The 25,361-nt window shown below is 41.3% G+C and carries 15 protein-coding genes; 12 read left to right on the forward strand and 3 right to left on the reverse strand.

What is annotated here, in order from left to right:
• Nucleotides 1–38: 38 nt before the first annotated feature.
• The 10 genes from DWZ47_RS20300 (at nucleotide 39) to DWZ47_RS20345 (ending at nucleotide 18,570) form a co-directional block, all read left to right on the forward strand.
• Nucleotides 39–1,952: an alginate lyase family protein gene (locus tag DWZ47_RS20300; RefSeq protein ID WP_074707765.1), complete on the forward strand. Its 1,914-nt coding sequence runs from the start codon at nucleotides 39–41 to the stop codon at nucleotides 1,950–1,952.
• 59 nt (nucleotides 1,953–2,011) lie between these two features.
• Nucleotides 2,012–6,088, forward strand: a complete 4,077-nt coding sequence (locus tag DWZ47_RS20305) for a hybrid sensor histidine kinase/response regulator transcription factor (protein ID WP_117514466.1) — start codon at nucleotides 2,012–2,014, stop codon at nucleotides 6,086–6,088.
• Nucleotides 6,089–6,202: 114 nt separating this feature from the next.
• Nucleotides 6,203–6,577, forward strand: a complete 375-nt coding sequence (locus DWZ47_RS20310; protein WP_004305864.1) for a hypothetical protein — start codon at nucleotides 6,203–6,205, stop codon at nucleotides 6,575–6,577.
• Nucleotides 6,578–6,814: 237 nt separating this feature from the next.
• Nucleotides 6,815–7,345 (forward strand): sigma-70 family RNA polymerase sigma factor, encoded by a 531-nt coding sequence (locus DWZ47_RS20315; protein WP_004302348.1) that lies wholly within the window; start codon nucleotides 6,815–6,817, stop codon nucleotides 7,343–7,345.
• 49 nt (nucleotides 7,346–7,394) lie between these two features.
• Nucleotides 7,395–10,643, forward strand: coding sequence for a SusC/RagA family TonB-linked outer membrane protein (locus DWZ47_RS20320; protein WP_004302350.1), 3,249 nt, complete (start codon nucleotides 7,395–7,397; stop codon nucleotides 10,641–10,643).
• Between the two features lie 33 nt (nucleotides 10,644–10,676).
• Nucleotides 10,677–12,473: a RagB/SusD family nutrient uptake outer membrane protein gene (locus DWZ47_RS20325; protein ID WP_117514434.1), complete on the forward strand. Its 1,797-nt coding sequence runs from the start codon at nucleotides 10,677–10,679 to the stop codon at nucleotides 12,471–12,473.
• 36 nt (nucleotides 12,474–12,509) lie between these two features.
• A complete protein-coding gene (locus DWZ47_RS20330) occupies nucleotides 12,510–13,703 on the forward strand; it encodes a DUF5013 domain-containing protein (protein WP_004302353.1) in 1,194 nt (397 codons plus the stop codon).
• 49 nt (nucleotides 13,704–13,752) lie between these two features.
• On the forward strand, nucleotides 13,753–15,792 hold the full coding sequence (locus DWZ47_RS20335; RefSeq protein WP_117514436.1) for an IPT/TIG domain-containing protein: 2,040 nt from the start codon (nucleotides 13,753–13,755) through the stop codon (nucleotides 15,790–15,792).
• 58 nt (nucleotides 15,793–15,850) lie between these two features.
• Entirely contained in the window at nucleotides 15,851–17,149 is a 1,299-nt protein-coding gene (locus tag DWZ47_RS20340) for an alginate lyase family protein (RefSeq protein ID WP_059365531.1), read from the forward strand.
• Nucleotides 17,150–17,163: 14 nt separating this feature from the next.
• Nucleotides 17,164–18,570, forward strand: coding sequence for a glycosyl hydrolase family 28 protein (locus DWZ47_RS20345; protein WP_117514438.1), 1,407 nt, complete (start codon nucleotides 17,164–17,166; stop codon nucleotides 18,568–18,570).
• A 438-nt stretch (nucleotides 18,571–19,008) separates the two neighbouring features.
• Here DWZ47_RS20345 and uxuA read toward each other — a convergent pair whose 3' ends face one another.
• Together uxuA and DWZ47_RS20355 are read right to left on the reverse strand one after the other, a co-directional pair.
• Nucleotides 19,009–20,196, reverse strand: coding sequence for a mannonate dehydratase (gene uxuA, locus DWZ47_RS20350; protein ID WP_117514440.1), 1,188 nt, complete (start codon nucleotides 20,194–20,196; stop codon nucleotides 19,009–19,011).
• 29 nt (nucleotides 20,197–20,225) lie between these two features.
• The gene (locus DWZ47_RS20355) at nucleotides 20,226–21,041 is read right to left on the reverse strand and encodes an SDR family oxidoreductase (protein WP_008020332.1); all 816 of its coding nucleotides are present in this window, start codon (nucleotides 21,039–21,041) and stop codon (nucleotides 20,226–20,228) included.
• Between the two features lie 120 nt (nucleotides 21,042–21,161).
• On the opposite strand from DWZ47_RS20355, the gene DWZ47_RS20360 reads away from it, so the two are divergent.
• Nucleotides 21,162–22,043: an AraC family transcriptional regulator gene (locus DWZ47_RS20360; protein ID WP_004310215.1), complete on the forward strand. Its 882-nt coding sequence runs from the start codon at nucleotides 21,162–21,164 to the stop codon at nucleotides 22,041–22,043.
• A gap of 70 nt (nucleotides 22,044–22,113) precedes the next feature.
• On the forward strand, nucleotides 22,114–24,066 hold the full coding sequence (locus DWZ47_RS20365; RefSeq protein WP_004310216.1) for a glycoside hydrolase family 97 protein: 1,953 nt from the start codon (nucleotides 22,114–22,116) through the stop codon (nucleotides 24,064–24,066).
• 344 nt (nucleotides 24,067–24,410) lie between these two features.
• Here DWZ47_RS20365 and DWZ47_RS20370 read toward each other — a convergent pair whose 3' ends face one another.
• Nucleotides 24,411–25,253 (reverse strand): aldo/keto reductase, encoded by an 843-nt coding sequence (locus DWZ47_RS20370; protein WP_004308578.1) that lies wholly within the window; start codon nucleotides 25,251–25,253, stop codon nucleotides 24,411–24,413.
• Nucleotides 25,254–25,361: the final 108 nt, after the last annotated feature.

A 25,361-nucleotide genomic window follows, 5' to 3' on the forward strand; every position in this document is an offset into this window, starting at 1 on the left:
ATCTTTGCTTATCACTTGTATAAAAAACGAATCGCACTATGATTAACAAAATTATATGGATTATTGGGATTGTATGGATTGGGAATATTCAAAATGGAGTGCAAGCGCAACGACGTAACTTTATCCATCCCGGAATCACCTATACCCAAGGTGATTTAGACCGGATGAAAGCTATGGTCAAGGCGAAACATGAGCCTTATTATTCTACTTTTCTGAAATTAAAGGAATCTCCCTATTCTTCACTCAATACGCAAGTTATCAATCGGGGAAAACAAATCAGAGAAGGACGTTTTAATGCTACTATCGGAGTAGATGGCAGGCGGGCACATGACTTAGCATTGCTTTGGCATCTGACGGGCGATGAGGCTTATGCCCGTAAAGCGGTCGAATATCTGAATGCTAATTCTTATTATACCAATACAAGTAGTCGTGGAACAGGACCATTAGATAACGGAAAGATTTACCTTTTAATTGATGCCGCCGAATTAATGCGTGATTATTCCGGTTGGAAAGTAGAAGACCAGCAACGTTTTAAAAATATGTTGGTCTATCCTGGATATAGCAATACGGAAGATTTCTCTTCCAAATATGCAAATTACTGGGATGATTCAAAGAACGGAGTTACATTCTATTGGAATATTTTTAATTTCGATGCCGCAAGGTTTGGTAATCAAGGACTTTTCGCTGCTCGTGGAATGATGGCAATGGGGATTTACTTAGATAACGAAGTAATGTATGACCGTGCTTACCGTTATTTATTGGGAATGAAGCATCGACCGGATGATTTACCTTATCCTTCAGGACCGACGGTCACTAGCAAAGAACCGATTAAGAAATCACCAACCATGCTTGATTATAAATTGGAAGGAAGAGAAAACAAGATTTCAGATTATGGATACGATGAACAGCTACAGTATTATATCTATCCAAACGGTCAATGTCAGGAGTCGAGTCGCGACCAGGGACATGTATTGGCAGGTATCCACAATTATGTAGCTATCGCAGAAATGGCATGGAATCAGGGAGATTCTTTGTATAATTGTCTCAATAACCGTTTGCTTCTTGGTTTGGAATGGAACTATCGTTATAACCTCTCTAAAGTCCAGACCTATGAAGAGCAAAAAGAGCCTTGGGAACCGACAAGTTATAGTAAGAATTCAAATGAAGTTACCTTTGAGAACGGAAAATTTCTCCAGATAAAAAGCCGTAGTGGACGTTGGGAATCCGTAGCCGTATCTCCTCACGGACGTGGAGACGTAGCAGGTAGTGGCGGAACTCGTGAAATGGCATTGGCGCATTATGCAGTACGTGCTGGATTGCCGGAGAACAACTATACCTGGTTGAAACGTTACCGTGATTATATGATAGAACATCACGGTTGCGAAAACTGGGGGATAGCACCTAACTGGTTTTATGAATGGACTGGCTGGGGAACATTGACCAAGCGATTGACTCCCTGGATGGCAGGCGATCCCGTTTCTTTCTCTACGGGAAAGCGTGTATCAGGAATTCATTTGCTACCTAGTGAAATATCGGCTGCCGATTACGATTATTATTGTCTTGCGGAAGATCCCGAAGGGCATACCTATCACAATGTAGGAAAGAAACGTGGCAACGAATACAGACCTGACGGAGCAGTAGAGCTACGAAAAGAAGAAGATAATTACGTCGTTACCCAAATAGAAGATGGAGAATGGATGAATTATACTGTAAGTATTCCTACCGATGGAGATTATACCGTTTATCTTGTTTATCAATCAAAAGGAAATTCTTTATTGTCCGTAGCTTCTGATTCAGAAGTAAAGACAGAACCCATGCAATTACCCAGTTCTATACAATGGACGGAAAGAGAAATAGGAAAACTCACTCTTCCCGCAGGAGCTTGTGTACTTCGTTTACAGATAGAGCAAGCCGGAGATAAACTCGAAATTCAGAAAATAATAGTAAAGTAGGATAAGGGGATTTGATTCTTCGTTCGTACTTAATAATAGTACTACAAAAAAAGATGGCCATGAAAATTCGAATATGTTTGTTAATCATACTAATGGGATTATTGTATCCGGGTTATATTAGCTCGCAAGAATCCCCTTATGTATTCCGCCAGATTGGAGTTGTCGAAGGATTACCGGATAACTATGTAAAAAGCGTTTTCCCCATTCCCGACGGACGTATCGGTGTGCGAAGTACTGTGTTATTAAGCCTGTATGATGGTGCGAACTATTCAAATTTCCCTTTCAATATTCATGGCGAATATTCGATAGCATATAACCATATTATTCCCGAACAATATATTGATGCCGACAAACGTTTGTGGATGAAAGAACGCAAGAGCCTACGCGTCTTCGATTTGACTACCGAACAGTACATCTATAACGTAGATTCTTTATTTCAACAATTCGGCTTAAAGGATAAAGTGGCGGACCTGATTATTGATTCAGAGAAACATTGTTGGTTTCTGACGCCGGGTTCCTCTGTCTATATGTACGATGCAGAGACAAAATCAATCGAACAGGTTTGTAGGAATGATGAGTTTATGGAATACTATGGAGGATTACTCGGAGTAGAAAGTCATGGAAAATACAGTTGGATGGTTCATCAGAAAGGGGCTATCCGTTGCTACGATTTAGAAAAGAAACGTTTCGTGCATCAACTTGATTTCCTGAAAGACCAACTGAAACCGGATGACCGTGTGGTTTTGAAGATACTCGATAATGGTGACTTTTGGTTGATGTGGGATCGTGGAGTAGGCTATTATGATGTCTATAATAAAAAATGGAACCAAATTTCAGGTATCCAACTCGGACACTATTCATGGTTTACTTCTATGGATGTGGATAAAGGTGGAAATGCATGGGTAGGAACCGTTATCGATGGATTCTATGTCATTGATATGCACAATTTCTCTGTAACCCGGACACTGGATATTCCTTTATTATCAGGTAATACAGTACGAAACGGTATTCAAAGCATCTATTGCGACCGGGAAAATAATTCCGTTTGGATAGGACTTTATAATCAGGGAATGTGTTATTATCATCCCAGCATGAATAAAATAGTGCTGTACAATAAGAAGATGATAAATGGCGACTGGAAAGGAGAGGAAATCCGCTGTATGCTCGAAACATCTAAAGGAGAAATTCTGATGGGTACTACGCAGGGTGTCTATCGCTATGAACCGGAGACTAAAAGCATGAACAGATTCTATCATGAATTCAGTCAGAAGAATTGCCGTGTACTTTATGAGGATAGCAAGAAGCGTGTTTGGGTCGGAACATACCACGATGGGCTCTACTGCATAGATCATGGAAAGGTACAATCTTACGATTATCCCGATACGGATTATCAGAATGAATTGGATTTCAGTAATATCCGTGTCATGGTCGAAGATTCTTCCGGTCGATTGTGGGTAAGTATATATGGGGGTGTAGGATTATTTAATCCTGAAAACGGGCAAATAAACTTATTGTCCGAACAGTTTCCCGAACTCAAAAAATACAAAGTAGCGAATGCATTGGCCATAGATAATCAATCCCGGTTGGTCGTAGGCAGTGATAACGGACTCTACATTTACGATCCTGCAACGAATAAAATATGGATACCGGAGGAAGATGGCCAGGCTAATTCTATATTCAATCAGGGAAGTATCAAGTATAATCAGATACTCAAAGACCATGAGGGAACTTTATGGTTTGCTACACAATATGGCTTGAGCGTTTTGACTTACAATGGGCAAAGCTACACATTAGGGAAAGAAGAAGGTCTGTCTAAAGCTATCCTGAACGTAGTGGAAGATAAGAACCATGATATATGGATTTCGACAGTCACTTCTATTTATAAGATAAAAGTAGACAGAAGAGCAAATAAATACAGCTTTCATGTAATCAGCTGTCTGTCGGAAGATGAAATCCGTCAGGATGATTTATATAGTTTCCCTTCGTTAATGACCAGGGACAATCAGCTTTTCCTGGGGCTGATGAACGGCTTTATCGCTTTCTCACCAGAAAACATGATAGATAATCAGTGCCTCAATCGTCCTCTGTTTACCTCATTCCGCTTGTTTAATGTTCCGGTTGTTTCGGGCGAAACATATAACGGACGTGTCTTATTTGATAAAGCATTAAGTTATTCGGGCGAAGTACAATTAAAATATGATGAGAACTATATTACACTTGAGTTCTCCGGTCTGAACTTCCCTAATCCTTCTCAAACCTCTTTCCGTTACCAACTGGAAGGATTTGACAAAGAATGGACGGAAACCCTTTTTGAGAATGGACAAGGACGTGTGGTCTATAATAATCTCCCTTCGGGCGAATACATTTTCCGTGTGTCCGCTGCCGGAAACGACCGGATATGGGGACCGGAGTCTGCATTCAAAATTGTAATTCATCCCCCGTTCTGGGATACACTGGCCGCTCGTTTTTTCTATGCAATTTTAGTTATTCTCTTAATCTTCGGGTTGATCTACGTAATAAACCGCCGCAACCGGCAGAAGATGATTCGTATGCAAGAAGAGGAAGCGTTGAAGCAGAAAGAAGAACTGGATCAGATGAAATTCCGCTTCTTCACAAATATAAGCCATGAACTCCGCACTCCGCTGACATTGATTATCACGCCATTAGACATGGTGATACGTCGATTGACAGACGATGCGATGAAAAAACAACTGAATACCATCTATAAGAATGCTCAAAACCTATTGTCATTGGTGAATCAGCTACTCGATTTCCGCAAACTGGAAATGAAAGGAGAGAGGTTGCATCTGATGAACGGCGATATGGAGGAATTTATTGTTTCTGCCTATAACAACTTCATGCCAATGGCAGTAGAGAAGCACCTTAACTTTGTGAACCAATCGGAACATAGAGCGCTTTATATGTTCTTCGACCGGGATAAGGTACATAAGATTGTGAATAATCTTTTGTCCAATGCCTTCAAATATACGCCGGAAGGCGGGACGGTCGACTTACTGCTTGCAACAGAAGAAATAGAAGGAAGAAACTACGTGAGAATATCCGTATCCGACACTGGAATCGGAATATCCGAATCAGACCTTCCTTATATCTTCGACCGTTTCTATCAGGTAGGAAATGAAGGAGACGAAAAAATAGGTAGTGGCATCGGACTTCATTTGGTAAGGGAATATGTAAATATACATGGTGGCCGTATTAAAGTGGACAGCCGGATAGATCGTGGATCAGTATTCACCGTTTGGTTGCCGATGGACCTGAAACCGGAACCGGACGAACTGCCGGAAGAAATCATCGGAACGGAAGCATCAGATGTTAAAGAGAAAGAAACCACTACATCTACAGTCGATGATAACCTGAAGAAACTGTTGTTAGTGGAGGACAATCAGGAATTCCGTACTTTCCTGAAAGAACAGCTGGAAGATTTCTATCAGATTATTGAAGCGGCAGACGGCGAGGAAGGAGAGCGGAAAGCGATAGAGGAAAACCCGAACTTGATTATCAGTGACATCATGATGCCAAAAGTAGACGGTATCGAGCTTTGCCGTCGGATCAAGACGAACGTGCAGACATCCCATATACCTGTGATATTATTGACAGCCCGTACTGCCGATGACATCAAGATTAACAGCTATGAAGTAGGAGCAGACTCTTATATGTCGAAACCTTTCAACTTTGATATGCTGATGGTACGCATTGAAAAGCTGATAGAGCAGCAGGAAAAGAGAAAACAAGAATTCCGTAAGAACATAGAAGTAAATCCGAGTGCTATCACCATTACTTCAGTAGACGAGCAGCTCATACAGAAGTGTCTGGAATACATAGAAAAGAACATGGATAATCCGGAATATGGCGTAGAAGAATTGAGTGGCGATCTGGGGATGGTGCGTATGAGCCTTTACCGTAAGTTACAATCCATCACCGGACACACACCGACAGACTTTATTCGCAGCATCCGTTTGAAACGGGCGGCACAATTATTACAAGGAAGTCAGTTGCCGATTGTTGAAATAGCGAACCGGGTAGGATTCAGTTCACCCAGCTATTTCTCGAAGTGTTTTAGAGAAATGTTCGGTATGCTTCCCAAGCAATATGCCGAGGAATCGGGAAGAAAAGAATGACATTGTGCCTGTGTTTGTAGTTTAATTATTACATTTGCGCTGAATAAGTGAGATAATTGTAAGTTCTTGTTCACATTGGGGCAGAAGAAGTTTTATTTTATAATATATGTTGATATGAAAGTATTAGTTTTAATTTCATTGGTAGGAGGTTTGATGTTATCCTCTTGCGGAGGTAGCAGTTCAAAAAATAATGCAAATGTTAAGGAGGTAAATCCTGCAGATACCATCTATTTGGGAGACTTACGTGAAAAATTTGCAAATGATAGTGTTTTCTTTAAAATAGTGGCACCGGATTTGATGTTGATGGATTATCAGTATCTTTGGGCCGTAACAGAATCGGAAGCAGTAGAGAAAGGACTGACAAAAGAATACTATAAACGTGTGAAGAAAGAAATCACCGATACGAATGAAGCGATCAAAAGAGGTGTGATGAAAGGTGCGAACGTAAAACGTATACCGGATTTCCAGGCATCACAGGAAAATAAATAATGAATCCTTCCGGATGAAAGCTTTCATCCATGCAAATATAAGAACAGGGGAGTCGTCAAATGTAACGACATCCCCTTTTTTATTGGTGTAACGGTTAGATTTATCCCGATGAAATGGGAAGTTTTTGCAAAAATACACGCTTGTTACGATAGTTTTGTTATCTGTTACTTTTGTGGTATTTGAATTTGAAACTTGTTCCTACTTTTGTATCATCGTTAAACGGATAAATTTAATGCCATGAATAAACAGCAAGCTACATTTGACGACTTCTTCTCTGAATGCTATCTTAAATATAAGGAGTATATCAAGAACTATATCGCTATCCGCATTTGCCATCCGCATGAAGCGGAAGATTTGGCACAGGATGTCTTTGTCCGCTTATGGGAACACAGGGCATTCGTGAACAAAGATACAGTCTGGTCTTTGCTTTTTACCATCGCTCGCAATATAGTAACCGATAAAATCCGTCGTTATTATAAACAGGAAGATTTCGTCGCCTACATATATAATAGGATGGAAGACACCAGTCGGAATACCACAGAAGATACCATTCATTTTCGTGAACTAAAGAAGATGCATGACCAGGTTATGGAAGCTCTTCCTGTTAAACGCCGTCAGATTTATGAACTTAGTTTCAATCATGAACTCTCTTGTCCTGCCATTGCAGGAAAGCTGTCCTTATCTCCCCGTACAGTAGAATGTCAATTATTACTGGCTCGTAAAACGGTTCGTACTTATTTGAAAAATGAATTCTCCAAAGTCGGTTAAATACCAGATTCGGAAAAACACATATTAACTTTAACAATTTAATAGTATTATGGAAATTAAATCCAAATTCTTATGTTCAAAAGGAGTCGCATTGGCTTTCGCCATGCTGCTGGGTGGTTCGCCCGGTGTATTGCTCTATGCAAATGATTCTGTAGAAGAGAGTTTGATGGTAGTCCAGACGGGCCGCATCATCAAAGGACTTGTGACAGATGCGAATGGTGAACCACTGATTGGTTGTAATGTAGTGGTCATAGGAAGCAATGCAGGAGTAATTACCGATATTGACGGTCGGTTTACGCTGAATATTCCTGCTGATGCCAAACAGATAAAAGTTAGCTATATCGGATATGTAGATCAGATTATTAACCTTCATGGCCGCTCTGATTTTAAAGTGGTATTAAAGGAAGATAATAATGCACTGGACGAGGTTGTTGTAGTGGGTTATGGCACGCAGAAAAAAGCGACGTTGACAGGGGCGGTAGAACAAATTGGTAGCCAGGTATTGGAAAGTCGTGCCATTACCAATGTCGGTGCTGCTCTGCAAGGAGCCACTCCGGGTTTGGTAGTCACTCGTTCTTCCTCACGTCCGGGTAATGAAGGTTTAAATTTCCAGATTCGTGGTCTGACATCTGTCAATGGCGGTAGTCCGTTGATTATTGTGGATGGAGTACCCGTATTGAATTCAGAGTCATTCCAAAATCTAAACTCGGATGATATTGAGAATATTAGTGTATTGAAAGACGGTTCAGCTTCCATTTATGGGGCGAAAGCAGCTAATGGCGTTATCTTGGTTACTACCAAAAAAGGTAAAGGCAAGACAACGGTTGATTATGGCTTCAATATGCGTTTCACTACCAATGGTATTATGGCTTTCTCTCCCAGTATGCAGGAATATGCTTCCATGTGGCTGGAAGCCAATAAAGAAATGCCGGAACATGACTGGTGGGGCTGGGGAGAAGAAAACCTGAAGAAGATGGCTCAAGGCATTGAAGGTATTTATGAGTCGACTGTAGCCGATTGGGGTACGATGTTCGTTGGTAATGCCAATCGCCTGGATGAATTGTTTGCCCGCCGTTATTCTTACCAGCATAACTTGAGTGTAGCAGGTTCTACGGATAAATCCGATTACCGCATTTCATTAGCTTATGCTGATAACCAGGCTAATCTGGCTACAGCCTATGACGGACAGAAACAGTTGAACTTGCGCTTAAACTACGGCATCAAATTGACTGATTGGTTCAAACTGGAGACTTTAGCCAGTATGATTAAAACAAATACCGAAACACCCACACATGGTATCGACCGTACACTTTACGGAAACGATGCTCCGTTTTTCCCGGCAAAAAATCCCTATGGACAATGGTACGCTAACTTCGGTAATGTAGGTGATCGCAATGCGGCAGCAGCTACAACGGATGGTGGACGTGACGAGAGAGAGAAGTTGACTACTCGTGTCGATTTTAAAGCATTGGTGGATATTTGGAAAGGAATCACTTTCGAGGGTACTGCTTCATTTCAAAATGAGGAATATCGCAGAGAACGCTATTCGCTTCCGGTACAGTGTTACAATTGGTTCGGCGAGCAGACGGCGAAGTTAGTATATGAAACAACACAAACCCTTAGTACTCCGCAAGATGTGCTGAATTTTAAAGATTCCCATCAGCCGGGATATTTGGTACAGGCAAATAATGCCCGGTATCAGTACTATTCAGGGTTATTGAAATATAAGCGTACATTTGCCGAAGTACATAATATAGATGCTATGTTCGGCATCAATGCCGAGAAATGGGTGACTAAGAAAGTTGTTACCGCCCGTGAGAAGTTTGAGGATGCCGGAATTTACGATTTGAATTTGGCTACGGGTACACAGGGTAACGGTGGAGGAAAGACTCATAATGGTACCTATTCATATATTGCCCGTTTGAATTATAACTATGCGGAAAAATATATGGTTGAATTGATGGGGCGTCGTGACGGAAATTCCAAGTTTGCTCCCGGTTATCGTTTTAAGAGCTTCGGTTCCGTTTCTTTGGGCTGGGCGTTCTCGGAAGAACAATTTGTAGAATTTCTAAAGCCAGTTCTTTCTTTTGGTAAGCTGCGTTTAAGTTATGGTAGCTCAGGTAATGATGTTGGGCTGGGCGATTACGATTATGTATCTACTGTTTCTCTTGGGACGGCCGGTTTTGGAACTATACCTGCCAACCAGGTATCTTCAGGTTTTGGCGGTTTAATTTCTTATGACCGTACTTGGGAGAAAGTTTCACAAAAAAACTTCGGTATCGATCTTAACTTTTTCGATAATCGTTTGAAAGCTACATTCGATTATTTTATAAAAGATAATACCGGTATGTTGGTGAATGTCACCTATCCGGGCGTATTAGGAGGTAAATCTCCTAAAACGAATAGTGGTCATTTGAATGTAAAAGGTTGGGAATTCACTATTGGATGGCGCGATCAGATTAAAGACTTTTCTTACTATGCCAACTTTAATATTGGTGATACAAAGAGTCTGTTGAAAGAGATGGAAGGAGCAGATTCTTATGGGGCTGGTTGGAATGCAGCTGTGAATGGGTATCCATTGAATTCGTACTTCCTTTATCGCACAGATGGTTACTTTAAAGATCAGGCAGAAGTAGACCGCTATTATGCACTCTATGGAGAGGGTAAAGAAGATTTGACTGGTGTAGGAGCAGGAAGTGCAAGCCGGTTGCGTCCAGGTGATACCAAACGTTTGGATTTGAATGGTGATTATAAGATTTCCGGTGCAGGGAATGAAAATAGCGATTTGCAATATCTCGGTGACTCCAATCCACATTTTGTTTTCGGTTTCACACTGGGAGGATCATGGAAAGGTATTGATGTGAACGCAATGTTCCAAGGTGTCGGCAAGCAGTATGTTATCCGTAATGACTGGATGGCTTATCCTTTTCAAACACGTACTGCCAATCAGAACCCGACATATTTGGGAAAGACATGGACAGAGAGCAATCCGAATGCTGAATTCCCTCGCTTGACTACCAATGCGAATCTCGCACGCTGGAATTATCAGAATAACGACTTTATGATGCAGAATAACCGCTATATCCGTTTGAAAACATTAATAGTCGGCTACACATTGCCGCAGATATGGACGCGCAAGGTGAAACTGGAAAAAGTGCGTGTTTACTTCTCTGGTAATGATTTATGGGAAGCTACCAGTATTCGAGACGGTTTCGACCCGGAAATGGGAGCAGCCTCCAACAACAGTGGATACCCGTTTGCACGTACTTGGTCGTTCGGTCTGAACATCACTTTATAGTAGCTATGGAAAATTAAATACAGAATAGAAGATATGAAAAAGATAACGAACTATATATTAATTTGCACCTGCGCATTGGGATTTTCTTCATGCGTGAATACGTTCCTTGACTTGGAACCACTGGATGCCAAGACAGATGTGATTTATTTCAAAACTCCGGAGCATTTCCGTGAATATGCTAACGGGCTTTACGGGCAATTATTGGGATGGCAGTCTTCCTATGGAAGTATATTCGATCACATGGATGCGGCATCCGATCTTTCTACTTGTTTCAGATATTCGTATGGTGTGGGGACCGGTGTGATGGGAGTTCCTAATGACGATAGCCGTTGGGGTAATTGCTATGGTAATATTCGTGCCACTAATCACATGTTTGAAAGAGCAGTTTCTTCCTATACAGGTAATTTAGCGGATATTAAAAAAGAATTAGCCGAAGGTCATTTTTTCCGTGCCTATAACTATTTTTACTTATTGAAGTTTTTTGGTGGAGTGCCTGTCGTTACGAAAGTTCTCGACGTGACTTCACCGGAGTTATATGGAAAACGTAACAGCCGTTATGAGGTTGTCAACTTGATTCTTTCCGATTTGGATGAGGCTATTGCAGGGTTGCCGTTGGAACAGAATATAACCTCTGCCGACAAAGGTAAAATCAGCAAACAGGCTGCACAGGCATTTAAGGCTCGCGTGTTACTTTATGAAGCTACCTGGCGTAAGTACAATGGCACTTCTACTGATTTTGAAGGTTCTGCCGGTCCGGCTTCCGATCAGGTAAATACTTTCTTGGAAGAATCTGTTCAACTATCCGAAATAGTGATGGGGGATGCTGCTTATTCTCTTTGGAATTATAATAATGTAGCAGCAATGAAAAATTTGAGTAGCCGTTATCTGTTTAATATTGAAGAAGAAGCTAGCAATCCTGCCGGTGCAGGAAGAGCGACGAACAAGGAATTTATCATAGCTTCTGTATATAGTCAGGAAACGCGTAAAGGACAGGTTGATTTGAATCAGGTGATTTATACGGATATGCGTCCCAGCCGGAAATTGATTGATATGTTTTTATGCACTGACGGGCTTCCGGTTAGCATGTCCGATAAGTTTCAGGGGTATAAGAATCCGGGGGATGAATTTCAGAACCGGGATTTCCGTTTGACTTCTTATGTGGGTTCATATTCAACGAGCCTGACAGTTGAGAGCTGTGGGTATGGTGTTTCTAAGTTTGCTATTACTGATATTCAACGTCAAAGTAAAGATGAATCGGCTAATTATCCGGTACTTCGGTTAGCAGAAGTATACCTGAACTATGCCGAAGCCGTGATGGAACGCTATGGTGAAATATCAGATGACCAGTTGAATAAGTCGATAAATAAAATCCGTGCCCGTGCGGGAATTGCTAACCTAACAAATGCATTGGCAAAGCGAATTCAGGAAGGAGTGCCGGCAAATGCGACTAAGACAGTCAATCAGGTAATGTTGGATGAGATCCGTCGTGAACGTGCTTTGGAACTCTATATGGAAGGTTTCCGTTGTGACGACCTGAAACGTTGGGGCATTGCGGAGAAGAATCTGAATGAGTCTCGTTGCGGTGCGGTAGTAGGTAATGCCAGCTATCCGACAGCATTTGTAGACGAAAACGGGAACGCTACCAGTGCTTTCAATCCGGCTATCTTTACGAAGGGGACGGAAGAAGTGGAAACAGGTAAAGGCAAATTACCTTGTGTAGTGCTCCTCAAATCATCCGACTGTGCATTTACTAAGGGAGATTATTTGTGGGCGATTCCAAGAAATCAAATCAACCTGAATTCAAATCTGGTACAAAATCCGGGATATTAATCATTCAATCGTTTAACGTATAATACCATAGATTATATGAAGTTTTTATTCAAATATACATTTCACTTGGCAATACTTGCTTGTGTTTCCGCACTTTTCTCCGGTTGTGAGCAAGACCCCAAGTATAGAGTTTATGATTATCCCGTGCCAGTAGTGGAGAGCATTTATCCTACGGACGGATATGTCACTACACAGGTAGTTATTACGGGAACCAATTTTGGTGACCGTGCTGAAGCAGTGAAAGTTTTCTTCGGTGAAGCCCAATCCAATAAAGTGCTCGATTGCAAAAATAACCGTTTGGTAGTGGAAGTGCCGGAAACTGCAGTAACAGGCAATCTGTCTTTACAGATTTATAATAAAAAGGTGGAGAATATCGGTCATTATACAGTACTGCCTACGCCACGTGTCATTACAGTGACTTCTGATAGTGAAGACGGTGAAGGGGTAGCCGATACGGGAGACAAGGTCACTATAACAGGTGAAAACTTTGGTACGGATCCATCCGATATTTCTGTTAGTTTCAATGGAACGCCGGCCGAATTTGAGCTGGTGGATGAGTCTACTATTGTTGCGACAACTCCTGCTGATTATCAGACAGGTAGTGTGACTGTGACTATTCACGGATATACAATGACAGGTGGTGCAATGTTCAATCCTAACTCGAAGGGTGATGTGACAGTGCTTTATCTTCAAAACTATAAGCAGCCGTTTGCCAAGGCAAATGATGAAAGTTGGAAGAACGGTGAATGGTGGACTCCGGCAGTGTGGAATCAAAATGCAGCATCGTTCAATGCAAAAGGCAATACGACTGTTTCCGGAATGCAATATAAATCAGAAGAAGGCTTAACGTTAGCATTCCAGAATGGATGGGATAAAGAAGCTTATACGAATGGGAAAATGTGGCAGGTTGCTACGCTCCGTCCTGGTAAATACAGACTGGAAGTCACTTATGCATATACATTGGTAGTTACTGATGCGGGGAACTTTATTTCCGTATTGATAGCTAAAGGAGATAGTGAAAGTGATATACCGAATGTCGCTGATCTTGAGCAACTAAATGGAGTTTATGTGGCCTATGATAAAATGGGAACAGCGAATGATTCGGGTACGTTGGTTACACCTTCATTTGAAGTGACGGAGACAACGGATGTTGTCATTGGATTCCTGACTTCTCTGGCTAAAGGTAATTCATACTTTAAGGTGACAGAATTGAAATTGATTCTTGAATGATGTGGAAAAAGAAAAAAGAGTAATTCATCGTGATAATATAATTAAGATTATGAAGAAAATATATAACTATCTGTTTCCCGTTTTTCTCTCGCTTTTCGCATTAGCTGCTTGTGACGAGGATAATGAAGAAATTGTTCCAATGAGTTACACTGATCCTGTGGCGACTGTAACAAAGATAGATCCCGTAGAAGGATATGTTGGGAATGAGTTTACCGTTAGTGGCAGTGATTTTGGTATCATAACAGAAGATGTGAAAGTATTTATCGGTTCCCAGGAGGCAGTAGTAGTCTCTTGCGCTGATGATGCTATCCTTGCGAAAGTGCCGGAATCGGCAACAAACGGAAAGATAACCGTTGAGGTTTTCGGGCAACGTGTGGAGACTGATCTAGTTTATCGTGTACTTGGTAAGCCGGGTGTCAGCGTAGTGAAACCTTCTTATGGTTTTCCGGGTGCCAGTATCGTTTTCGAAGGACAAGAATTTGTTTCTTCTAAAACACTGTATACTTTGACTTTCGGGACTTCCACAGACAAGGCAGAGATTGTGGGTACACCTACTGATACCGAATTTACGGCCAAAGTTCCCGAGACAGCTGTCAGTGGAGTTATGACACTTATTATGGCAGAACAAACGATTGATTTGGCTTCTTATCCTTTCACTGTGTTGAAGCATGCAACGCTTGATACTCCTAAGGAAGACGAACCGGTTCCATCAGGTTTTGCTGGCAGTAAATTTGCAATAACAGGAACCAATCTTGTGCAAGAATTGCTGGATAAGTCTGTTGAAGGGTTGGAGCCTTTGAAAGTAACTTTCTTTAAAGCTGGCGGAGAACCTGTAGAAGCTGCAATAGATACAGATAATTTGACGGATAAGAGTATTCCACTCACTGTACCTGCTTCGTTGGAAGCCGGAGATTATACAATTACTGTCATTACTCCGTTTGAAACTATCGGGACACAGTTGAAATATACGGTATTACCGATGCCGACAGTAACAGGCATTTCAACGAAAGCCGGATATATTAATGCGGAAGTAACGATCATTGGTCAGAACTTTGGTACGAAAGCTGAAAATATTCAGGTCTTTTTCGGAGAAACAGTTTGTGATAAAGTGACACTGAATGATAAAGGTAATATCGTAGTGAATGTTCCCAAAGGAGTTTCATCTGAAGCTCCGGTGAAGATTAAACTGATAATTCAGGGTAAGGAAATAGAGATGGGCGAATCGGGCACATTTGAGGTTTGGGAAACTCCAGAAATTACTTCTGTTGAAACACCGTATATTTATCCTTATGGTACATTAGTAAAAGCCGGACAGGAAATAACATTTACAGGAAAGGGTTTTGGAACGGATAAGAATTCTGTTACAGTTACTTTTGAGGGAATATCCGTACCCGTTACGGTTAAAGAGATTACTACGACTTCTATTACTGTAACGGTTCCGCAGGGTTTCAATGGTGGAAAAGTAACAATGGTGTTTGAAGGTATTGCACAACCCGTAGAGAGTGATATGTTGCAACCTCTGCCGGTGGATGGAGATATTTCTCAATATGTACTCATGAACTATAAACAGCCTTTTGAATATGTAAAAGAAGGTGGGGATAAAGGATTCCATAAAAAAGGAGAGTGGGCAAAAGCTGCTTATTGGATAGTTCAGAACTCTAACTTGACTGCTGGTGAAGGAGGTGCTGCTGTTGATTTGGCATTTAAAACGAAATATGGTGATGGAAGTGATGCAGGTTTGGCTTTACAAACAGATTGGGGATTTGACAATCCTAAAAATGATGGTAAGGTATATCAGACTTCTCATCTTCAAAAAGGAAAATATAAGTTGACGGCACACGTTTATGAATATGACCGCAGAGGTTTTACCGGTTATGTTGCGGTTTGTAAAGGTAATGAGATGGCAAATACGAGTGATATACCAAGTAAGAGTCTGGCAAACGCTTCTATTTCAGGTACGGGTGATGTAGTAGTTGATATTTCTGTTGAAGAGCCTACCGATGTTGTCATTGGTTTTGTATGTACGATTACAGTAAAACAAGGACGGGCTAAGATAGATAATTTCAAATTAGAGTTAGTAGAGCAATAAACTATAATTGGGTGCACCGTAATCAATGGTAGATACGGTGTACCATTAAACCAAAAATATGATGAAAAAGATATATTATATAACCGCAGTATTTGCTACCCTGTTTTTAGTAGGATGTGGGGACGGCATTGACCTTCCGGGTGTCAATGTGGAAACTGATTTGAATAAAATTCCTCTTCCTGATAATAATGTAAATTTGGAACAGGTTGAACTTAAACCGTCAACGGAACCCATGCTGCATGAAGGGTTGCATACGGAGGAAGACTTCCAGCGTATCCGGGATAAAAAAGCTGCCGGAGAAGAGCCTTGGGTAAGTGCTTATCAATTATTAGTAGAAAGTCAGTTTTCGCAGAAGACGGCAGATACTTATCCTACGGAATGGATTAAACGTGGAGTTTCCGGTGATGAAAATTATATGAATGCAGCCAGAGGGGCCACTATTGCATATCAGCAGGCGCTTCGTTGGAAGATTGAACAAGATGATGAATATGCGGCAAAAGCGGTGGAGAATCTGAATAAGTGGGTACAGACTTGTGTAGGTGTAACAGGTAATACGAATTTATCGCTTGCTGCAGGACTTTATGGTTATGAATTTGCTATTGCCGGTGAATTATTGAGGGATTATGGAGGATGGGATCGTGCGGACTTCGCAGCGTTCCAGAATTGGTTGCTTAAAGTGTTCTATCCTGCTAATGATGATTTCCTGAAACGTCATCATGATACCAATGCGTTACACTATTGGGCTAACTGGTGTCTTTGTAATATAGCGGCTAAAATGGCTATCGGCATTGTAACCGATCGTCGTGATATTTATAATGAAGGTATCGCCCATTTGCAGACAGGTGATACAAACGGACGTTTACGTCGTGCTATCTATCACGATTATGCACCGGACTATAACTTTGCTCAATGGCAGGAAAGTGGACGTGACCAAGGACACACGTTAATGTGTGTCGGATTGATGGGAGTTATTTGTCAGTTGGCATGGAGCCAGGGAGACGATTTCTTTGCTTATGATGATAATCTCTTCCTACGGGCCTGCGAATATGCCGCTTGTTGTAATTACACTAATGAGACTGTACCATATACTACTTATATATGGCAAAAACAGAGTCAATGGGGATATCCGATTCCGGAAGAACAAACAACACTTGGTGGTGGTAAATGGATCAAACGTGCGATATGGGCGTTGCCTTACTATCATTACAAAGGGATAAAAAACATCTCGGATGATAATCTCAAATATACTAAGATTGCTACCGAATATGTAGGAATAGAAGGCGGCGGCGGTTATTATGATGCTAACTCTGGTGGGTATGATGTACTTGGACTCGGTACATTGATGTATGCACAATAAATGAATAATTCAAAATGAATAGATTGATACGAATAGCGCTTACATTTTTACTTGTAATGACTTCAGGAGTTATACAGGCAAAAATTGTCATCTATCCGGTGCCACAAGGCATCTACTATGCCCGCCACAATGACGATTATACAGTAAAAGTACGGCAAGTGGGTGAAAAAGATTGGGTAGACCTTTATGAATATAATGTAAAGGTAGATATGGATACCAAGTCGGATGCAACCATGGTACAGTTTGATTTTTCCGGTAAAGTGGAAGTGCTGGTGCAAAAGAATAACGGGGAACTCCGTTCAGCAGTAGTGCGTCCACTATCTAAAGGAATTCAGCCGGAGATAGACGGAAATTTTCTGCTGTTCACATTGGATAAACCACAAAAACTCTCTGTAGAGTTCAACGGTGACCGTTTGAATAATCTGCATGTGTTTGCCAATCCGATCATTGAGAATGTGCCTGATAAGAATGATCCGAATGTGATGTATTTTGAATCCGGTATACATGAACCCACAGATGTGGCAGGCAAATGCTTCCGTATTCCTTCCAACACGACTGTCTATCTGGAAGGTGGAGCGGTGCTGAAAGGTTGCCTGACTTGCGACAGTGTAGAGAATGTAAAGATTCTCGGACACGGTATGTTGCTTGAACCGCAGCAGGGAATATCGGTGGCATACTCCAAGAATGTACTGATTGATGGAATTACAGTTGTCAACTCCCGTCACTATACAGTTTCCGGTGGACAATCACAGGGAATTACTATCAAGAATCTGAAATCATTCAGTTATCAGGGTTGGAGTGACGGATTGGATTTTATGTCTTGCTCGGATGTCGTGATTGATGATGTTTTTCTTCGTAATTCAGACGACTGTATAGCCATCTATACGCATCGTTGGAATTATTATGGAGATTCTCGTAATATCCGTGTACTTAATTCTACACTATGGGCGGATATTGCTCACCCTATCAATATCGGTACGCATGGAAATACGAAAACAGGAGATGAGGTTTTAGAAGATATATTGTTCAAGAATATCGATATCTTGGAACATGATGAGGACGATCGTGATTATCAAGGCTGCATGACTATTAATGTAGGAGATCACAATCTGGCACAAAACATCACTTTTGAGGATATTCGTGTGGAACATATCCAGGAAGGACAGTTATTTCATCTTCGGGTGATGTATAACCAAAAATATAACACAGGTCCCGGCAGAGGTGTCAGAAACATAACGTTCCGTAATATTTCATGTACCGGGAAATATATCAATCCTTCTTTGATGGAAGGTTATGATAAGAATAGGAAGGTTGAGAATATTTTGTTTGAGAACATAATGTTGAACGGCAAACGGATCGCCTCTTTGGAAGAACTGAATATAGATAAAAAAGATTTTGTAGGGAAGATACAGATAAAGTAGCTAACAAATAAAAGATTGTGTTGATTTTACCCTCACACTGTCACCCGGCTCTCAATCCCTTTATCCATCGTACTTTCGTGGGTGAGGGTAGTGTGAGGGTAAAATTTACCCTCACACTGTCGACGCTTACAGTATGCATTGGCATTGAAAGGTTTAGCTATTGAGAGGACAGTCCGTTGTATTTATTGCATCGGAATTATATGATTATAACTAAAAGCCTAGAGACAGAATGGTCGTTTCTTGTCTTTGAGACAGAATCTTCCTGCTTTAGAAACTATAGTTTTCCGCCTTTGGAACTGGAGTTTCGAGCCTTTGGAACTAAAGTTTCAAGGCGGGAAACCATCAGTTTCAACGCTTGAAACAAAATATTTCCCGCCTTAAAACAAATAACGAGGTTATTGCTCTGACGAAGCTCTGACTATATCAGTACTGTAATGATTATAATATTATCTGTCGTCTTTTCTCATCATCTACTACAGCCATCATTCCCTCTACTTGTGCAAGAGCCAGCATACGTCCGTGGAAGGAATATCCCGGATTATAACCTTTATCTTCATCTCCCAGCATCATTCGTCCGTGGTCTACACGCATCGGTAATCCCGGATTCTCATTTTCGAAGATACGGATAAGATCAATCAGATGTCCTCTTCCCGTAAGATGGGAGCTTTCAATGAAGTTTCCACCTTGCATGGCAGCTGTGCTGCGCAGATGTACGAAATGAGTTCTTTTCGCAAATTTCTTAGCCAACTCACGTGTATCGTTATGCTCGCCTGCACTCAAAGAGCCTGCACAGAAAGTCAATCCATTATGAGGATTATTTACGGCATTCAGGAACCATTCAATATCATTTTCATTGGTAACGATACGTGGTAAACCTAATACCTGGAATGGAGGGTCATCCGGATGTACGCACATATTAACTCCATATTCTTCGCATACAGGCATGATTGCAGATAAGAAATAACGCATATTTTCACGCAAAGCATCCCGGTTTATATCTTTGTACAAAGCAAGTAACCGCTTGAAGATGGAAACCGGATTTTTATCTCCTTCTTTGATATTGCCATTAACAAAACCTTGAGTCTTGACAATGATCGTATCAATCAAAGCGTCTTTTTCTGCTTCTGTGATAACCTTATTCAACTCGGCAACTTTATGCAGTTCTTCTTCTGTGTAGTCTTTTTCAGCTCCTTCACGTTCCAGTATTTTGATGTCGAAGTAAGCGAAACGAATACGGTCGTAGTAAAGCGAACTGGTACCGTCCGGCCAAGGGTACTGTAAATCCGTACGTATCCAGTCGATTACCGGCATGAAGTTGTAACAGACTGTTTTCACTCCGCATTTACTTAGGTTGGCAAGACTTACTTTATAATTTTCAATCAACTGTTCACGTTCCGTACCCGCATATTTGATTGCCTCACAAACCGGAAGGCTTTCCACGACCGACCAGCGCAACCCATACGATTCAATATACGATTTTAAATCGTTGATGGCTTCTACTGTCCAAATCTCTCCGTTCGGTACCTCGTGTAATGCAGTGACGATTCCTTCAACACCTATCTGACGGAGCATCGGCAAGGTGATTTTATCTTTCTTGCCGAACCATCTCCATGTTTTTTCCATCATAGCGTTTGAATAAATTAAAAGATTAAATATTAAACGCCGCTGAATGCACTGAAACCACCATCGATAGGCAACATAGCTCCCGTTACGAAACTAGCGGCTTCACTGCACAGGAATTGTACAGCACCGTTCAATTCTTTGATATCGCCGAAACGATTCATCGGAGTTTTGGCTAACACCTTTTTACTTCTGTCGGTCAATGAACCATCCGGGTTGATAAGTACACGACGGTTTTGGTCACCGATAAAGAATCCCGGAGCGATAGCATTTACACGGATACCATCACCGTATTTCAGTGCCATTTCGCTTGCCAGCCATTGGGTGAAGTTGGCTACTGCCGTTTTAGCGGCCGAGTAACCCGGTACACGGGTGATAGCACTATAAGCAGCCATAGAAGATACATTGATGATGCATCCTTTCTTCTGTTTTGCCATTACCTTACCGAATATCATAGACGGATAAACTGTACCGTTCATATTCAGGTTAGTCACTTTTTCCCAGCAAGAGATGTCCATATCATAGAAGTGCTGATCCGGTTCGAGAGTAGCTCCCGGCATATTGCCACCGGCAATGTTCAATAGAATATCGATCTGTCCCCATTTGGCTACGACTTCTTCGGCTACTTTCTCCAGGCTGGCGATGTCAAGTACATTACCGATGATGCCGATTACATCGTTACCGTATTGCTTAAGTTCAGCCACACGGTTGTCCAGTTGCTCCTGACGAATGTCAATAGCTACAACTTTTGCTCCCTGCTGTACAAAGTGTTGGGCAATATTTCCGCCCAGTACACCACCTGCTCCGGTAATAACAGCAACTTTACCGGCAATACTAAATAATTCGTTCATGTTTTCTATCAAATGTTTTTATGAATGGATGCAAAAATAGCGGGTTTTTATACATGCTATGATGCGTATTTTTGCAAGATATTTACCTATCTTTGCAAAAGCAGTTTAGAAAGGAGATTTATGAAGAAGATAATGAATGAGAAGTTGACTATTACGACTTCTAATCCCGTCCGTGCCCGCTTTTATGAATATCCACGTTTCACGTATCCGTGGCATTTTCATAGTGAGTATGAAATTATTTATGTGGAGAAGGGAGAGGGGGATTGTCTGGTGGGTGACAGCATTATCTCCTATTCAAAAGGTGATTTGATTCTTTTCGGTTCCGAACTGCCTCATAGTATGCAAAGTCCACCGGACGGCGGGGAAGAATCTGATAACGAAGAAAAATCCGAACTGAAAGTAAGAGGAGTCAATATTCAGTTTGAAAAAGACTTCATGCATTATTCTATATCTCAATACTCCCAGTTTATTCCTATCAGGAATTTATTGGAGGATGCTTGCAGAGGAATTAAATTCACAATTACCCGTTCGGGGAAAATCATTAAGCTATTAAAACAAATACCTTCTGCCAAAGGAGTAGATCAAATTATCCTGTTGCTTTCACTCCTACAAATGATGGCTACCAGTAATCACAGGAAGTATCTGACTACTTCTCATTATACTCCGTCTCCTTCGATTATGCGTAATGAAAGAATGGAAAAAGTGATTGCCTATTTGAATAAACATTATACCGAGTCTATCGGTCTGGATGAAATTGCTTCTTATACAGCGATGAACCCTACTGCTTTCTGCCGATACTTTAAAGAAAACACAGGAAAAACATTCAAAGAGTATGTACTTGATATGCGTATCGGATATGCTTGTAAACTATTGAATAGTAGTATGATGAATATATCTCAAATCAGTGCTACTTGCGGATTTGAATCACCTGTACATTTTAACCGCATTTTTAAAAGGGTGACAGGAATGACACCTACTTTTTATAGGGAACAGATGGAATAAGCTTTTCAGGCAATAAACATTTGAGTATAATTTCTTTCTCGTTCGTATATAATAGGAAAGATGAATAAACATGAACGTAAATAGAATGAAGAAAAGAATTTTGCTTTTGTTGTTGGTGATACCGGCATTGATAAAAGCGCAAGATGTGATGACAGAAACCCGTCAGGAACTGACGTCTCCTGATGGAGCTTATCGTTTTACCTTTTATCAACGTGCGGTAGGAGAGGATAATGCACAAATGTATTATACCTTGACTTATAAAAATCGTCCGGTGATTGAAGAAAGTAAACTGGGTGTTCTGATTGAAAATCAGTTGTTTGAATCGGCGTTGGGTATACCGAATGATACTTGTCATTTTTGGTGTGAGAATCTGAAGTTGACGGGGACTGAACATCAAAAGACGGACGAGAGATGGAAGCCTGTATATGGCGAGCGTGCGGAGGTTCGTGATTGCTATAATGAGATGACCTTGAAGTTCAAGAAAGGAGAAGGAAAAGGTAATCGGGATGGTGGTTATGATAAGCGTAAAAACTACTTTATGAATATCATAGTCCGCGCCTATAATGAAGGAGTTACTTTCCGCTATCATTTTCCGGAAATGACAAACGGGCTTTTCTTGCATATCGTCGGTGAGCAGACTAGCTTCACAATGCCTGAAGGAACGATGGCGTATTATGAACGTTGGGCACAAGGGCCTTATGAACTCCGTCCGTTGGAAGGATGGGGCAAAGAGGAGAGTGAGCGTCCTTTGACATTGAAACTGCCTGATGGATTATCTGTAGCCTTGTTGGAAGCGGAAATGGTGGATTATGTTCGTGGTAAATTCCGTTTATCGGCAGAGAAACCTTCCACTTTGGAGACAAGCCTGTATAGTAGCGTCGATATTATTTCTCCTTACAGTACTCCGTGGCGTGTAATCATGGTTGGCGAACGTCCGGTCGATTTAATTAATAATAATGATCTTGTCTTGAATCTGAATCCGGCTTGCAAACTGGCTGATACTTCTTGGATCAAACCCGGGAAAGTATTCCGTTCGGGCGACTTGAAACAAGATAGAGTAAAAGCGGCCATTGATTTTGCGGCAGAACGCGGTATTCAGTATGTACACATGGATGCAGGCTGGTACGGACCGGAAATGAAAATGAGTTCGGACGCTACTACAGTTTCTTCTGATAAAGACCTTGATATACCTGCTTTGTGTAAATATGCCGAATCGAAAGGAATCGGACTTATGGTGTATGTCAATCAGCGCGCATTAGTGCAGCAGTTGGATATTCTGTTGCCTTTGTATAAAAAATGGGGATTGAAAGGTATCAAGTTCGGTTTTGTACAGATAGGTAATCAGCGTTGGAGTACCTGGTTGCATGATGCAGTTCGTAAATGTGGAGAATATAATCTGATGGTAGATATTCATGACGAATATCGTCCGACAGGTTTCAGCCGTACTTATCCTAACCTGATGACGCAGGAAGGTATTCGTGGAAATGAAGAAATGCCGGATGCCACACACAATACGACTCTTCCTTTCACCCGCTATCTGGCAGGTGCAGGAGACTATACGCTTTGCTATTTCAATAATCGGGTGAAGAATACGAAAGCACATCAGTTGGCGATGGCAGCTGTGTATTACAGTCCTTTGCAATTTATGTTTTGGTATGACAGACCGGAATTCTACCAGGGAGAAGAAGAACTGGAATTTTGGAAAGCAATTCCGAGTGTATGGGATGACAGCCGCGCGTTAGATGGAGAGATTGGTGAATATATCGTTCAGGCACGTCGTTCGGGGAATGACTGGTTTGTAGGAGCAATGACGAATACGGAAGCCCGCACAATTACATTGACTACGGATTTTCTGGAACCGGGTAAGAAGTACATGCTTCACCTGTACGAAGATGATGACAAGCTGAATACACGCACGAAAGTACGCAGTACTCATAAGAAGATAAAAGCCGGAGATAAGCTTGTTTTGAAGCTAAAAGCAAGTGGCGGAGCCGCATTGCATTTCACTCCGCTAAAGAAATGACTCAAATTATTTTGATGGTCATTGAGTATGTGAAAATGACAAGTAAATGATAATTTTGCGGAGTGCCCTGAAAGGGCTTAATTATATAGCGTAGGGCAACGCCCTACGAAAAAGACACATCGGCCACAAGCCCTGAAAGGGCGGAACCGTATACAATTATGCCCTTTCAGGGCGCAAATTCAGATTGCTTTTTTTACGTAGGGCGTTGCCCTACGCTATATAATTAAGCCCTTTCAGGGCACCCCAATAAATATATAATTGTAAGGCTTTCAGCCTAACCGATAAATTCTCATTTAACCGCTAAATTCCCATTTGTAGTCTTTATTGGGATTTACTACTTACCACTATTTACCATAATTAATCAACCACTTCACCATCTCCGGATCATAGTGGGAGAAAAAGAGTGTTTTAGCTGTATCAAGCGCAGCGATAGCCGCCATATCGTCCGGTGTTAACGAAAAATCGAAAACATTGAAATTCTCAATCATACGTTCTTTATGAGTCGATTTAGGAATCACGATGATATTGCGTTGAATCAGATAACGCAGTGCGACCTGTGCCACTGATTTGCCATATTCTTTACCGATTTCCTGGAGAGTCGGGTTGGTAAAGAAGTCGTTTCGTCCTTCAGCAAACGGTCCCCATGACATAATTTTAGTACCATATTCTTTCATTACTTCCTGCAACTTTATCTGTTGGTTGAAAACGTGTGTCTCTACCTGATTGACGGCAGGAGTAATTTCACAGAATTCTGCCAAGTCTATAAAGCGGTCAGGATAGAAGTTGCTGACACCGATTGCACGGAGTTTACCAGCCTTATATGCTTCCTCCATAGCCCGGTAAGTTCCATAATAATCACCGAATGGCTGATGAATGAGCAGTAAGTCTATATAATCACTTTTTAATTTGTGAAGTGATTCATCAATAGAAGCTTTAGCTTTTTCGTAACCGGCATTTGAAATCCATACTTTTGTAGTGATGAACAGTTCCCCACGTGGTACGCCGCATTTACTGATTGCATTTCCAACACCTTCTTCGTTATGATAGGCTTGTGCCGTATCAATAGAACGATAGCCCACACTGATTGCATCCGACACGCAACGTTCACACTCTTCAGGCGTAACCTGATAAACACCATAACCTAAAATAGGCATTTCAATGCCATTGTTCAATTTTACTTTTTCCATAATCGAGTATATTATTAAAATAAAAGCGTATTCTAATGTTTTTATTATCTTTATTTCCTCTATACAAAGTTAGTCTGTAAAAGGTAATCTGTTTTTATATAGATTACG

The organism is Bacteroides sp. AF32-8BH (genome assembly GCF_003435205.1).
GTDB lineage: Bacteria > Bacteroidota > Bacteroidia > Bacteroidales > Bacteroidaceae > Bacteroides > Bacteroides ovatus.